The 13324-nt window shown below is 69.2% G+C and carries 9 protein-coding genes and 1 riboswitch; of the genes, 6 read left to right on the top strand and 3 right to left on the bottom strand.

Going from position 1 to position 13324, the window contains the following annotated elements:
* Window positions 1–72: 72 nt before the first annotated feature.
* The 4 genes from OO68_RS40125 (at window position 73) to OO68_RS40140 (ending at window position 4578) form a co-directional block, all read left to right on the top strand.
* On the top strand, window positions 73–1053 hold the full coding sequence (locus OO68_RS40125; protein WP_033314438.1) for a tetratricopeptide repeat protein: 981 nt from the start codon (window positions 73–75) through the stop codon (window positions 1051–1053).
* A gap of 126 nt (window positions 1054–1179) precedes the next feature.
* Window positions 1180–1830: a peptide deformylase gene (gene def / locus OO68_RS40130; RefSeq protein WP_033314430.1), complete on the top strand. Its 651-nt coding sequence runs from the start codon at window positions 1180–1182 to the stop codon at window positions 1828–1830.
* A gap of 295 nt (window positions 1831–2125) precedes the next feature.
* Window positions 2126–3211, top strand: a complete 1086-nt coding sequence (gene cyc1, locus OO68_RS40135; RefSeq protein ID WP_106974540.1) for an epi-isozizaene synthase — start codon at window positions 2126–2128, stop codon at window positions 3209–3211.
* Window positions 3208–4578 (top strand): bifunctional albaflavenone monooxygenase/terpene synthase, encoded by a 1371-nt coding sequence (locus tag OO68_RS40140; RefSeq protein ID WP_033314432.1) that lies wholly within the window; start codon window positions 3208–3210, stop codon window positions 4576–4578. The genes cyc1 and OO68_RS40140 overlap by 4 nt, the downstream gene beginning before the upstream one ends.
* Window positions 4579–4589: 11 nt before the next feature.
* Here the strand turns inward: OO68_RS40140 and OO68_RS40145 are convergent, their stop codons facing one another.
* Window positions 4590–5552: a GlxA family transcriptional regulator gene (locus tag OO68_RS40145; RefSeq protein WP_033314433.1), complete on the bottom strand. Its 963-nt coding sequence runs from the start codon at window positions 5550–5552 to the stop codon at window positions 4590–4592.
* Window positions 5553–5645: 93 nt separating this feature from the next.
* Between OO68_RS40145 and OO68_RS47065 the strand changes: the two genes are divergently transcribed.
* Entirely contained in the window at window positions 5646–5888 is a 243-nt protein-coding gene (locus OO68_RS47065) for a hypothetical protein (RefSeq protein ID WP_167345949.1), read from the top strand.
* Here the strand turns inward: OO68_RS47065 and OO68_RS40155 are convergent.
* Together OO68_RS40155 and OO68_RS40160 are read right to left on the bottom strand one after the other, a co-directional pair.
* Window positions 5801–6808 (bottom strand): ribonucleotide-diphosphate reductase subunit beta, encoded by a 1008-nt coding sequence (locus OO68_RS40155; RefSeq protein ID WP_033314435.1) that lies wholly within the window; start codon window positions 6806–6808, stop codon window positions 5801–5803. The genes OO68_RS47065 and OO68_RS40155 overlap by 88 nt on opposite strands.
* Window positions 6808–9171: a ribonucleoside-diphosphate reductase subunit alpha gene (locus OO68_RS40160; protein WP_033314436.1), complete on the bottom strand. Its 2364-nt coding sequence runs from the start codon at window positions 9169–9171 to the stop codon at window positions 6808–6810. Before OO68_RS40160 ends, OO68_RS40155 begins: the two co-directional genes overlap by 1 nt.
* Before the next feature lie 124 nt (window positions 9172–9295).
* Window positions 9296–9422: riboswitch (cobalamin riboswitch) on the bottom strand.
* Window positions 9423–9623: 201 nt separating this feature from the next.
* Here OO68_RS40160 and OO68_RS40165 point away from each other — a divergent pair.
* The gene (locus tag OO68_RS40165) at window positions 9624–13229 is read left to right on the top strand and encodes an NACHT domain-containing protein (protein WP_033314437.1); all 3606 of its coding nucleotides are present in this window, start codon (window positions 9624–9626) and stop codon (window positions 13227–13229) included.
* Window positions 13230–13324: the final 95 nt, after the last annotated feature.

Genomic DNA, 13324 nt, shown 5'->3' on the forward strand with positions numbered 1-13324 from the left:
AAGGAGAAGGTGTCCGGGGGCTCGAAACACAGCTACGGCCAGCCCACCGCACGGAACTGGCAGGCGGGAATCGTGAGGATCTTCGGCAAGGGACGGCACCGGCCCTCCGCCTCCTGGCGGCAGGCCACAGACCGGGCGTTCACCCTCATCGGCGACGGCCGTTACGAGGACGCGGGCGCCCTGCTGACACGTGCCGCCGACCTGGAGCCCTGGCTTTCCGAGTCCTGGTTCAACCTCGCGCTGCTGCACAAGTTCCGGCACGACTGGGAGCAGGCGCGGGCGGCCGGGCTCAGGGCCGTGGCACTGCTCGACCGGGACACCGGCGCGCCCGACTGGTGGAACGTCGGCATCGCCGCGACCGCGCTCCAGGACTGGCCGCTGGCCCGGCGCGCCTGGCAGGCCTACGGGCTGCGGGTGCCGGGGGCGGCCAACGACTCCGGTGAGCCCCTCGGAATGGACCTCGGCAGCGCGGCCGTACGGCTGTCGCCGGAGGGGGAGGCCGAGGTCGTGTGGGGACGGCGGCTGGATCCCGCGCGGATCGAGGTGCTGTCCATCCCGCTGCCGTCGTCCGGGCGGCGCTGGGGCGAGGTCGTGCTGCACGACGGGGTGCCGCACGGGGAGCGGACGACGGCCGCCGGGCACACGTACCCGGTGTTCGACGAGATCGAGCTGTGGGCGCCGTCGCCCGTGCCGACCTGGGTGGTGCTGCTGGAGGCGGCGACGGAGGCGGACCGGGACGCGCTGGAGCAGCTGGCCGCGGACGCCGGGTTCGCCGCGGAGGACTGGTCCTCCTCGGTGCGGTTGCTGTGCCGGATGTGTTCCGAGTCGCGGATGCCGTCGGACGAGGGCGACGGGGAGCATCTCGACCCGCACGATCACAGTGAGCCGGGGCATCCCGGGCCGCTGGGGCACCGGACGGACGGGCAGCTGTGGGTGCCGGAGCGGGAGTGCGGGCTGGCTGCGCCGGCTTCGCTGGTTCGGGGGTTGCTGGACGGGTGGGTTGCCGACAGTCCGGATTCTCGGGACTGGCGGGATCTGGAAGAGGTCTGTTAGCGCCGTTGCCGGGTGCGGCTGCGTCGTGGTTGTTCGCGCAGTTCCCCGCGCCCCTGAGGGGGCGCCTTCCCCGTACCCTGTATCAGCATCCCGGGTTGGATTTGTTCAGGAAGGCGTACGGACGTCATGGGTCAGCAGGACACCGATCAGCAGCACGCGGGCGTGCTCCCCGTCGATGACGAGGGGTATGTGATCGACACGGAGGGCTGCGAGGAGCGCGAGGCGGCCTGGCGGGAGCGCGGGACCTCGCGGCCGATCACGGTGGTCGGGAACCCGGTGCTGCACAAGGAGTGCAAGGACGTCACCGACTTCGGCGACGCGTTCCAGCAGCTCGTCGCGGACATGTTCGCCAGCCAGCGCACCGCCGAGGGCGTGGGCCTGGCCGCCAACCAGATCGGCGTCGACGCGAAGGTCTTCGTCTACGACTGCCCGGACGACGAGGGCGTCCGGCACACCGGTGTCGTCTGCAACCCCAAGCTCGTGGAACTGCCCGCCGAGAAGCGCCGCCTGGACGACAGCAACGAGGGCTGCCTGTCGGTGCCCACCGCGTACGCGCCGCTCGCCCGGCCCGACTACGCCGAGGTGACCGGGCAGGACGAGAAGGGCAACCCGATCAAGGTGCGCGGCACCGGATACTTCGCACGGTGTTTGCAGCACGAGACGGACCACCTGTACGGCTACCTGTACATCGACCGGCTCTCCAAGCGCGAACGCAAGGACGCGCTGCGGCAGATGGCCGAGAACGAGCCCCGCTACCCCGTGGTGGCCAACGACTGAGACCACAGCCGCACCAGGCGCACGGCGTCTGTTCGGGTTCACCACCCTGAACAGGCGCCGTTCCTCTGTGCCGTTCGCCTGTCCGTCGCACGTTCGATCGCTTCTGCTCGCCTGGCGATCCGTCGGTAGTCACACAACGGGAGGTTCCCGGCACTGTGGGGTAGTGAATAAAGCAAATGCGTTCCCAGAACGGTCAGTTGTAGTGCTGAATGGGATGAGCGGGGTATGCAACGGCGCACGCCCGGCACGAAGGGAGGGGCGCCCGCGCCAGCTGGCGGCTGAGAGGGGTTAGTTCGTGCATGCTTTGTCACACGGCACCACAACGGCACCGGTCACGATCGCAGTACCACCGTCGCTCTCTCTCCCGGTGGTCGAGGCGGCGTTTCCCCGGCGACTCCACCCGTATTGGCCGAAGTGCCAGGAGAAGACGCGGGCCTGGCTGCTCGAAAAGCGGCTCATGCCGGCGGACAAGGTGGAGGAATATGCCGACGGACTGTGCTACACCGACCTCATGGCCGGGTACTACCTCGGCGCGTCCGACGAGGTCATGCAGGCGATAGCCGACTACAGCGCGTGGTTCTTCGTCTGGGACGACCGTCACGACCGCGACATCGTGCACGGCCGGCCGCTCGCCTGGCGGCTGCTGCGGGACCGGCTGCACTCGGCCCTCGACTCCCCCGGGGAGCACCTGCACCACGAGGACCCACTGGTCGCCGGGTTCGCGGACAGCGTGCTGCGGCTGTACGCGTTCCTGCCCCAGACGTGGAACCTCCGGTTCGCCCGGCACTTCCACGCGGTGATCGACGCGTACGACCAGGAGTTCCACAATCGCACCGAGGGAATCGTCCCGACGGTCGAGGAATACCTCCGGCTGCGCCGGCTCACCTTCGCGCACTGGATCTGGACGGACCTGCTGGAGCCGGCCGCCGGATGTGAACTCCCCGACGCCGTACGGAAAAATCCGGCGTATCGGCGGGCGGCGCTGCTGAGCCAGGAATTCGCCGCCTGGTACAACGATCTGTGCTCGCTTCCGAAAGAGATAGCGGGCGACGAGGTGCACAATCTCGGAATCAGTCTCATCACCCATGAGGGGATGACTCTGGAACAGGCTGTCGTGGAAGTCAGGTGCCGAGTCGAGGAAACCATCACCGAATTCCTCGATGTCGAAAAGGAAGCCTTACGGTTCGCCGACGACCTCGCCGACGGCTCCGTCCGGGGAAAGGAACTGAGCACCGCCGTGCGGGCCTGCCTGAGCAATATGCGGAACTGGTTCAGTTCCGTGTACTGGTTCCACCACGAGTCCGGCCGTTACAGGGTCGACAGCTGGGACGACCGGTCCACGCCCCCGTACGTCAACAACGAAGCGGCAGGTGAGAAATGACCGTCGAGTCTGTACAGCCCGAAACCCCGCCGGCCGTGGAACTGCGGGAGCCGCCCCGGGCGGGGGGCGGGGTCCCCGTCCTCGGGCACGGCTGGAAGCTCGCGCGCGACCCGCTGGCCTTCATGTCCCGGCTGCGCGATCACGGCGACGTCGTACGGCTGAAGCTCGGGCCGAAGACGGTGTACGCGGTCACCACCCCGGCCCTGACCGGCGCCCTGGCACTGAGCAACGACTTCATCATCGCCGGGCCGCTGTGGGAGTCCCTGGAGGGTCTGCTCGGCAAGCAGGGCGTGGCCACGGCGAACGGCCCGGTCCACCGGCGCCAGCGGCGCACCATCCAGCCCGCCTTCCGGCTCGACGCCATCCCCGCCTACGGTCCGATCATGGAGGAGGAGGCCCACGCGCTGACCGAGCGCTGGAAGCCCGGCGAGACGATCGACTGCACCTCGGAGTCCTTCCGGGTGGCCGTGCGCATCGCGGCCCGCTGCCTGCTGCGCGGTGACTACATGGACGAGCGGGCGGAACGGCTGTGCGTCGCCCTCGCCACCGTGTTCCGGGGGATGTACCGGCGGATGGTGGTCCCGCTCGGACCGCTCTACAACCTGCCGCTCCCGGCCAACCGCGAATTCAACAGGGCATTGGCCGATTTGCATCTCCTCGTCGACGAGATCGTCGCCGAGCGCCGGGCATCCGGTCAAAAGCCGGACGATTTGCTGACGGCATTGCTGGAGGCGACGGACGAGAATGGAGACCCGATCGGGGAACAGGAGATCCACGATCAGGTCGTGGCGATCCTGACCCCCGGCAGCGAGACCATCGCCTCCACCATCATGTGGCTCTTGCATATGCTCGCGGAGCACCCCGAACACGCCGACCGGGTACGCGACGAAGTGCAAGCGGTCACCGGTGGGAGGCCGGTGGCATTCGCAGACGTCCGAGGACTCACGCACACCAACAATGTCGTCGTCGAGTCCATGCGTTTGAGCCCCGCCGTCTGGATTCTGACGCGCCGGGCGGTGCGCGACACGGAACTCGGTGGATACCGTATTCCGTCCGGGGCGGACATCATCTACAGCCCGTACGCGATCCAGCGCGACCCGAAGTCGTACGAGCGGAACCTGGAGTTCGACCCCGACCGCTGGCTTCCGGACCGGGTCAAGGACATCCCGAAGCACGCCATGAGTCCGTTCAGCGTGGGCAATCGCAAGTGCCCGAGCGATCACTTCTCGATGGCCCAGCTGACGCTGGTCACGGCGGCCCTGGCCACCAGGTACCGGTTCGAGCAGGTCCCGGGCTCCAAGGACGCCACCCGCGTCGGCATCACGCTCCGGCCGCACGACCTGCGGGTGCGGCCGGTGCCGAGGTGACGGAGGGGGCTTCAGGCCGCTTCGGGGCCTCTGAACGTCCGCCGGTAGGAGTTCGGCGTGGTTCCGATCGCCCGGACGAAGTGGTGGCGCAGCGTGGCCGCGTTGCCGAACCCTGTTCGACCGGCGATCGCGTCCATCGTCTCGTCCGTCGCCTCCAGCAGCCGCTGGGCCAGCAGCACGCGCTGGCGCAGGATCCAGCGGTAGGGAGTGGTCCCGGTCTCCTGCTGGAAGCGGCGGGCGAAGGTGCGCGGGGACATGTGGGCGTGGGCGGCGAGCTGCTCGACGGTGACCTCCTCGTCGAGATGGCGCTCCATCCACGCCAGCACGTCGCCGATCGTGTCGCCCTCGGGGTGGGGGAGGGGGCGCTCGATGTACTGGGCCTGGCCGCCGTCGCGGTGCGGCGGCACCACCATACGCCGGGCGATCTTGTTGGCGACCTCGGAGCCCTGCTCCTTGCGCACCAGGTGCAGGCAGGCGTCGATGCCGGCGGCCGTGCCGGCGGAGGTGATCACCGGGTCCTCGTCGACGTAGAGGACGTCCGGCTCGACGATCACGCGCGGGTACTGCCGGGCGAGGTCCTTGGCGTGCTTCCAGTGCGTGGCGCAGCGGCGGCCGTCCAGCAGCCCGGCCGCGGCCAGCACGAAGACGCCGGAGCACACGCTCAGCACCCGGGCGCCGCGGTCGACCGCACGGCGCAGGGAGTCCAGCAGCTCCGGGGGAAAATCCCGGTACGCGTAGGTGTGGCCGGCCGGCACGGCGATCAGGTCGGCCGTCTCCAGCCGCTCCAGGCCGTGCTCGGCCTGGAGCGAGAAGCCCGAGTTCATGCGCAGCACCGGGCCCTCGGCCGAAGCGACGGCGAAGTCGTAGACCGGCAGGCCTTCGTCGCTCCGGTCGGTGCCGAAGACCTCGCACACCACACCCAGTTCGAAGGGGTTCACGCCGTCGAGCAGGGCGACGGCCACGTTCTGCAGCATGCCTCCAGTGTGCCTCGCCCTTGGCAGTAATTCGAGGGTCTACGGCAGTCCTGCCACTGACGGTAAGGAGTCATCGGCGCGACAGTGGTGTCCATGAACACGAACCAGATCGAAGCACTCATCGGAATGACCGCCACGTTCGGGATCCTGGTCCTCCTGATCCTCCCGTCCGTGATCGGCCTGGTGCGCGAGCGGCGCATCGACCGTCAGATCAGGGAGGCCCAGGAGGCCAGGGAGGACGTACCGGCTCAGAAGTCCTCGTCCAAGTCGACGGTGCCCTCCACCGCCACCTGGTACGCGGAGGGCCGCCGCTCGAAGAAGTTGGTCAGCTCCTGAACCCCCTGGAGCTCCATGAACGAGAAGGGGTTCTCGGAGCCGTAGACCGGAGCGAAGCCGAGGCGGGTGAGCCGCTGGTCGGCGACGCACTCCAGGTACTGCCTCATCGACTCGGTGTTCATGCCCGGCAGGCCGTCCCCGCACAGGTCGCGCGCGAACTGCAGCTCGGCCTCGACGGCCTCCCGGAGCATGTCCGTCACCTCCTGCCGGAGCCGGTCGTCGAAGAGGTCGGGCTCCTCCTTGCGGACGGTGTCGACCACGTCGAAGGCGAAGGACATGTGCATCGTCTCGTCGCGGAACACCCAGTTGGTGCCGGTGGCCAGGCCGTGCAGCAGGCCCCGGCTGCGGAACCAGTACACGTAGGCGAAGGCGCCGTAGAAGAACAGGCCCTCGATGCACGCCGCGAAGCAGATCAGGTTGAGCAGGAAGCGCCGGCGGTCGGCCTGGGTCTCCAGCCGGTCCAGCTTCTCCACCGAGTCCATCCACTTGAAGCAGAACGAGGCCTTCTCGCGGATGGACGGAATGTTCTCCACGGCCGCGAAGGCCGCCGCGCGGTCCTCCGGGTCGGGCAGATAGGTGTCGAGCAGCGTCAGATAGAACTGGACGTGCACGGCCTCCTCGAAGAGCTGCCGCGACAGGTACAGGCGCGCTTCCGGGGAGTTGATGTGCTTGTACAGCGTCAGCACCAGGTTGTTCGCGACGATCGAGTCGCCCGTCGCGAAGAACGCGACCAGCCGGCCGATCAGGTGCTGCTCCGCCGGTGACAGCTTGGCCAGGTCGGCGACGTCCGAGTGGAGGTCGACCTCCTCCACGGTCCAGGTGTTCTTGATGGCGTCCCGGTAGCGCTCGTAGAAGTCCGGGTAGCGCATGGGGCGCAGGGTGAGCTCGAAGCCGGGGTCGAGAAGGTTCTGGGTGCTCATTACTGGCAGGCCTCGCAGGACTCGGGGTTTTCCAGGGAGCAGGCGACCGCTTCGGGGTCGGGGGCGGCCTGCGCGGGGACGGTGGCTTGGGCCTTCGCGGCGCGGGCGATGCGGGTCGCCGGGCGCGAGCGCAGGTAGTACGTGGTCTTCAGCCCGGACTTCCAGGCGTAGGCGTACATCGAGGAGAGCTTGCCGATGGTCGGCGTCTCCAGGAAGAGGTTCAGGGACTGCGACTGGTCCAGGAACGGAGTCCTGGCCGCCGCCATGTCGATCAGGCCGCGCTGCGGGATCTCCCACGCCGTGCGGTACAGGGCGCGCACGTCCTCGGGGATCCAGGCGAAATCCTGCACCGAGCCGCTGGCCTCGCGCAGGGCCTCCCGGGTGCGGGCGTCCCACACGCCGAGCCGCTTCAGCTCGTCCACCAGGTAGGAGTTGACCTGGAGGAACTCTCCCGACAGCGTCTCGCGCTTGAACAGGTTGGACACCTGCGGCTCGATGCACTCGTAGACACCCGCGATGGAGGCGATCGTGGCGGTGGGGGCGATGGCGAGCAGCAGGGAGTTGCGCATGCCGGTCGTGGCCACGCGCTGGCGCAGGGCCGCCCAGCGCTCCGGCCAGGTCAGCTCCACGTCGTAGTGGTCGGGGTGCAGCACGCCCCGGGCCGTACGGGTCTTCTCCCACGCGGGAAGCGGCCCGTTGCGCTCGGCGAGGTCGGCGGAGGCCTCGTACGCGGCGAGCATGATCCGCTCGGCGATCCGGGTCGACAGTGCCTTGGCCTCGGGCGAGTCGAAGGGCAGGCGCAGCTTGAAGAAGACGTCCTGGAGGCCCATCGCGCCGAGGCCGACCGGGCGCCAGCGGGCGTTGGAGCGGCCCGCCTGCTCGGTCGGGTAGAAGTTGATGTCCACGACCCGGTCGAGGAACGTCACGGCCGTGCGGACGGTCTCGTCAAGCCGCTCCCAGTCGAGATCACCGGTCGATGTGTCGACAAAGGAACCCAGGTTGACCGAGCCGAGGTTGCAGACCGCGGTCTCCCCGTCGCTGGTGACCTCCAGGATCTCCGTGCAGAGGTTGGAGGAGTGGACGACGTGGCCCGGCTCGGCGGTCTGGTTGGCGGTGCGGTTGGCGGCGTCCTTGAAGGTCATCCAGCCGTTGCCGGTCTGTGCGAGGGTGCGCATCATGCGGCCGTACAGCTCACGGGCGGGCAGCGTCTTCTTCGCGAGGCCCTTCGCCTCGGCCGCCCGGTACGCGGCGTCGAACTCCTCGCCCCACAGGTCGACCAGCTCGGGCACGTCCGCGGGGGAGAACAGCGACCACTGCGCGTCGGCGTTCACGCGGCGCATGAACTCGTCCGGCACCCAGTGGGCGAGGTTCAGGTTGTGCGTGCGGCGGGCGTCCTCGCCGGTGTTGTCGCGCAGCTCCAGGAACTCCTCGATGTCCGCGTGCCAGGTCTCCAGGTAGACCGCGGCGGCGCCCTTGCGGCGGCCGCCCTGGTTCACGGCGGCGACCGAGGCGTCCAGGGTCTTCAGGAACGGGACGATGCCGTTGGAGTGGCCGTTGGTGCCGCGGATCAGGGAACCGCGGGCGCGGATGCGGGAGTACGCGAGCCCGATGCCGCCGGCGTGCTTCGACAGCCGGGCCACCTGGTGGTACCGGTCGTAGATGGAGTCCAGCTCGTCCTTGGGGGAGTCGAGGAGGTAGCAGGACGACATCTGCGGGTGCCGGGTGCCCGAGTTGAAGAGGGTGGGGGAGGAGGGGAGGTAGTCGAGGCGGCTCATGAGCCCGTAGAGCGCGGCGACTTCGTCGACGGAGCGGCGGGTGTCGTCCTCGGCGAGACCGGCGGCGACCCGCAGCATGAAGTGCTGGGGCGTCTCGACGACCTTGCGGGTGAGCGGGTGGCGCAGCAGATAGCGGCTGTGCAGGGTGCGCAGGCCGAAGTAGCCGAATCGGTCGTCGGCGCCGGTGTCGACGAGCGCGTCGAGCCGGGCCGCGTGCAGCCGGACGAACTCTGCGGTGCGGTCGGCGATGAGGCCCTCGCGGTGGCCCACCGCCACGGACTCGGTGAAGGACGTGACGCCCTGCGAGGCGGCCTCCTCGCGGATGCCGATGGTCAGCAGCCGGGCGGCCAGCCGGGAGTAGGCGGGGTCCTCGGAGATCAGACCGGCCGCGGCCTCCGTCGCCAGCTCCCGCAACTCGCTCTCGTCCGCCTGCGCGGACCGGCCGCGCAACGCCGCGGCGGCGACCCGGCCTGGCTCGGCGTCGGGGAGGTCGGCGGTCAGCTCGGTCAGGGTCCGCAACAGTGCGGCACCGGGGGCGTCGTGCTCTTCTTCGCTGGCTGAGACCGGTTCGGCTGGCGCGATGGTCACGTGGGGCTCTCCCTCGCTCGGCACGGGGGCCTCGTCGAGGGCAGGGGGCAGCACGCGAGCGCACGCGGCGTCGCGTCCACCGGCCCATTCCACGAGGCCCGGACGTCGGGGCACCACGGCCGGGTGGCCGGGTGCGCTGTCGGCAGGTCCTCGGACTGACGCCCATGCACACATATGGGCATGGGTACACCGTTGCGGGACAGTTCCGGATTCGCACCGGATTCCCCTGCGGCGACAGCGAGCATGAGCATACATCTTGTGTTGGGTTCCGGTGGCACCCCCAGATGTTGTGTCGCGGTGGTGTCAGAGCGTCAGCTGACGGATGAGAAGAGTGATCCCTCAGGGCCTTTCCCACCGGGTTGCGGCGCGTGCCGGGAGTGCTTCCATGGAAGTAGGTGCCGGCGCCCGTCAGATCCTCCGCAGCGGGAATCCTCTCGGAGGGAGCAAGCGCCATGACGAGGGTCGTCCGTCGTACGCCGGGCAAGGAGCGGCCACGCGACGCGCCGATGGTGACACTGGATCTGCGCCGGGCAGCGAAGTGGACCAGCCGCGGCCTCGTCGGCCACTGGCACAGTCTGACCATCCGTCTCGAGGCCCGCCGGGGCAGCACCCGCCCCAGGAAGTGGCGCAGGTGGTTCTCCTACACCAATGTGGTCCGGACGGCATGGGCGGTCGGAGCGCTCGTGGTCTTCGGCTGGATCGGGGCCGGTGTCCACATGCTGGTGGTCACCGGCAGGAAGACCACGGTCGAGGAGTGGCAGCAGGACCCGGGGGTCGAAGCGCTGGTCAGATTCGTCGGCCCGGTCCTCACCGCATCGGTCGCCGCCGCGCTCTTCCTGTTCTGGTGGTACAGCTGGAACAAACGGCGTTACCTCATCAAGGCACGCAAAGACCCCCACGGGCTCGTGCTCACGTCGGGGCATGACGACACGCACATCGTGGGCCGCGAGGAGCTCGCCCAGGTCATCGCGCAACGGCTCAGGGAACGCACCACCCGGCGGCCGTATCTGCTCGTCGGCGGTGTCGGGACGGGGAAGACCGCCGTCCTCGTGCGGCTCACGGAACTGCTGGCCCATGAGGGTGCCGTACCCGTGCCGATCCGGCTGAGGGACGCCGACGGCGAGGCCGATCTGAACTTCGAGCGCATGGCCCAGCAGCGGTTCGCCGAGGAGGCACCCCAGGGCATCCTTTCCCGCACCAAGACCGAGCGGGTCTGGCAGCAACTGCTCGCGGACGACAAACTGGTCGTCATCGCCGACGGCCTCGAAGAGGCTCTTCTCGACGGCCGTGTGCAGCAGAACCGGGACAACATCATCCGCCGTGCCATCCAGCGCGCCTACGAGGAGCGGCTGCCGGTGGTCATCGCCTCCCGGCCGCACAGTCCGCTGGACACCACACCCGCCGCGATCGTGGAGCTGGAACCGCTGAGCGAGGAGGAGGCGCTGGACTTCGTCAAGGCCTGCGCACCGGAGACGGACGAGCGCCGGGTGGACTGGATCGTGGAGACGGCCGAGGTGACCGAGTCGCCCGTCTACCTGCAGATCGCCCGCGAACTGCACCGGCATGGCGCCCTGGAGCGCGACCGCCCGACCGACGACCCCAAGCGCCTGAACACACGCAGCCGGGACCGCAGCACGCTCCGGCTGTGGCTGCTGGACACCTGGGGCCGTGCCCTGCAGGAAGGCCGGCTGCGCGCGGACGTCGCGCTCACGCCGCAGGAGCGCCAGGACACTCTCGCAGTGGTCTCGGCCCTGGCCTGCGTGGGGCTGCTCCAGGACAAGCTGGAAGTGGACTTCGCCGAGTTGCTCGGCCAGGACGCCCACCCCGGCAGAGCCCGGCACGCCAGGATCCAGGCAGGCCACCTGTGGACCAGGGTGCGTGGCACCGACCGGTACGGCAAGCAGGACAACGCCTTCTCCGAGTGGCACCGGGAAAAGATCTGGGAGGCGCTCAGCGCCAGGCTCGGCGACGAGGAGAACAAGCGGCTGCACCGGGGGAACATGGCCCAGGCACACGCCGTCCTCGCCCGTCTGGTGGGCAACGCGGACAAGCTCGGACTGCTGGAGGGCTTCGAGCAGAAGGCGCGCTTCCCGCACAGCATCCTCCAGGCCTATTTCGGCTTCCGTCTGCTGAGCCACCTGGAGGAGGCGGACGTCTGCGAGCTGATCGAGGACGCGCTGCAGCCGCCCGGCCCCGGCCGTGAGCTTCTCGTCGCGGTCGTGCTGCTGTCCCGTCGGAGGGCGGCGGAACGTCCCTCCCAGAACACGTGGCCGGGCTGGCAGAAAGGGAGGGAGGAGCTGGTGCGGCGGGCCCCCGTGCTGGGGCGCTCCCCGTCCGAGCAGCTCTGCGCGGCAGCACGGCAGCGACTGGAGGACCCGAAGAGCCTCGATCTCTACGCCGCCGCCCTCGAAGTCGAAAGCGTGGAAGCGGACTTCAGACGGCTGAGCGACATCGTCGACAGGGTGTCGGCCGACTGGCCGGTCATCAGGGGCGACCAGCGCTCTCTCGAGGACGCGAAGCGGAGGTTGCTCAAACAACTGGGAGCCGCACTGCGGGAGGCCGCCAAGAAGATCGACACCACGGTGTTGTACGAGCGGCTCTTCCAGATCGGCATCGCGGAGCCCTCGTACTCCATACGTCTGGCCGCCGCCCAGGAGTTCGGCAGCGGCGGCAACGAGGCGTTCGCGGTGATCCGCAAGCGCGTGGGTCTCAACAGCGACCCCATAGAGGAGTACAACCACAAGATCCATGACTTGAAAGCCGAGAGGACGAAGAACTTCGAGGCGTGGACCGTTCGCATGGGGCAGGCCAGGTCCACCCGTTGGTCCACGCGGGTCTCGTCCCCGACGTCTCCCGAACAGCTGCAGGACGAGCGGGAGGAACTCAACCGGCGGTACGAGAACGCTCGGGTCGAACTGCTGCGGGAGTTCGTGATGCGGGCCTGGATGCTGCCCATGCTCCTCGGGTCGGTCGACGACTCCCACCGCGGTGAGGCCGGAGAACGACTCACCAAGTGGCTGCTCCACCTCGACCCGGCTCACACGGACGGCGTCCCCGACCTCCCGCTCGCCCTGGAGGTGGCGCTGGCCCAGGGGTTCAAGTACGCGGCCAACCGGCGTCAACGCCATCCGCACACGGACCCGGGCAGACGCGTGGACCTGATACGGCAGGCGGAGACCGTGCTGCAGCAGTCCCGGTGCTGGTACACGCAGGTCAGCCTGCTCCAGGCACTGTGCCTGTGGAGGCTTCCGGACCGGCTCGGCCGCCATGAGAACGGCGGTTCCATCGCAGCGGGACAGAACGGTGATCACGACAGGGCACGCGAGCCGGGCACGACGATCGGTGGTTCCACCGCCGTACAGACCGTGCAGCGCTGGCTGGCGATGGCCGGCACGGTGAACGCCCCGCCCGGCGCCGACGGCGACTCGCCGCGGCGGCTTCTGCACCCGTTCGTCGCCGAGGCGGGCGATCTGGTGGCCCTCGCCCTGGAGACCGGGCAGCCCGAGCGCTTCCTCTGGATCGACGAGAAGGGGGTCGCCGACAACATCGGCTCCCGCGCGGGCAACACCGGGGGATACCGCAAGCACAACCTGTGGATCCCGCCCTCGGTCGGCTGGAGCACCCTCGACGGACGGGCCCAACGTCTCGTCGCCGACGTGCTGGTGTTGCTGAACCTGATCGAACGGGACGGGCGCCCCGACGAGGTCGAGGAGCGCATGATCCGCGCGGAGCAGTCCGGCATGCCGCTTCCACCGTGTCTGCGTACGAACCGCGAACCGCTGCGGCCCGGCGCGCGGGACGGCACCGCGGCCCCGCCCCAGCCGGGCACCACATGCCTGCCCGACTGCAAGTTCCAGCTCTGCCCCTACCCTCCCCGGGGCCTGCCCCGGGGAGAGATCCGGGAGCCGTTCTGCCGCCAGCAGCAGGCGCTGCTGCCCGGACGCCTGCGCCGCTGGTTCCCCAGGCTGTTGCGCCGGAAGACACCGCCTTGGGTGAGCATGCGTGTACGGGAGCTGGACCGCTTCTGGCACGCCATGGCCACACGCACGCGCGACTAGGTGTGCTGTCCCGGGACGTTGGTGACAGGCGACACGCCTTGAGTGGTCCTTGAACGAGGCGAGGGCCTCTGGGTTCGGTGTGGATTGCGAAGTCT

This window comes from Streptomyces iakyrus (genome assembly GCF_000717055.1).
Taxonomy (GTDB): domain Bacteria; phylum Actinomycetota; class Actinomycetes; order Streptomycetales; family Streptomycetaceae; genus Streptomyces; species Streptomyces iakyrus.

Coding starts and splice junctions, on each gene's coding strand:
- def (WP_033314430.1), top strand. CDS start 1,180: ATGGGTCAGCAGGACACCGATCAGCAGCACGCGGGCGTGCTCCCCGTC.
- OO68_RS40140 (WP_033314432.1), top strand. CDS start 3,208: ATGACCGTCGAGTCTGTACAGCCCGAAACCCCGCCGGCCGTGGAACTG.
- OO68_RS40145 (WP_033314433.1), bottom strand. CDS start 5,552: ATGCTGCAGAACGTGGCCGTCGCCCTGCTCGACGGCGTGAACCCCTTC.
- OO68_RS47065 (WP_167345949.1), top strand. CDS start 5,646: ATGAACACGAACCAGATCGAAGCACTCATCGGAATGACCGCCACGTTC.
- OO68_RS40155 (WP_033314435.1), bottom strand. CDS start 6,808: ATGAGCACCCAGAACCTTCTCGACCCCGGCTTCGAGCTCACCCTGCGC.
- OO68_RS40165 (WP_033314437.1), top strand. CDS start 9,624: ATGACGAGGGTCGTCCGTCGTACGCCGGGCAAGGAGCGGCCACGCGAC.